Origin of the sequence: Mycoplasma sp. CSL10166 (assembly GCF_017116885.1) — a bacterium.
GTDB lineage: Bacteria > Bacillota_I > Bacilli_A > Mycoplasmatales > Metamycoplasmataceae > Mycoplasmopsis.
This window is the reverse complement of the sequence record NZ_JAFIRF010000008.1, coordinates 1-624: the sequence shown is the minus strand read 5'-3', so window position 1 is coordinate 624 and position 624 is coordinate 1. Positions and strand designations below refer to the sequence as shown.

The 624-nt window shown below is 47.8% G+C and carries 1 rRNA gene; it reads left to right on the top strand.

The window, feature by feature from the left end:
- Positions 1 to 624, top strand: a 23S ribosomal RNA gene (locus JXZ93_RS03505); the annotation flags it as partial.

Below are 624 nucleotides of genomic sequence, written 5' to 3'. Positions count from 1 at the left end.
GAGAATCCTCAACGCCTATTGGGAAAGGTTTCCTGGGGAAGGTTCGTCCACCCAGGGTTAGTCAGGACCTAAGGAGAGGCCGAAAGGCGTATCTGATGGACAACAGGTTAATATTCCTGTACTGGCTGTACGTAGTGATGGAGTGACGGAGAAGGATAACACTACCACTTATTGGATTGTGGGGTAAGTAACAACTGGTGGACATAGTTAAATGCGTGTCCTCTAACCGGGAGTTGCGAGTCATAAGCTGAAAAGCTGAATTGTGTGATTTCATGCTTCCAAGAAAAGCTTCTAAACGTTTAAATGTATGGTCACCTGTACCGAGAACGGACACACGTTCCCAAGATGAGTATTCTAAGGCGAGCGAGAAAACCAATGTTAAGGAACTCTGCAAATTAACCCCGTAAGTTCGCGAGAAGGGGTGCCAACTTTTGGTTGGCCACAGTAAATTGTGAGGGGCAACTGTTTATCAAAAACACAACTCTCTGCTAAACCGCAAGGTGATGTATAGGGGGTGAAGCCTGCCCAGTGCCCGAAGGTTAAGTGGATGCGTTAGCTTATGCGAAGCGTTGAAATGAAGCCCGGGTGAACGGCGGCCGTAACTATAACGGTCCTAAGGTAGCG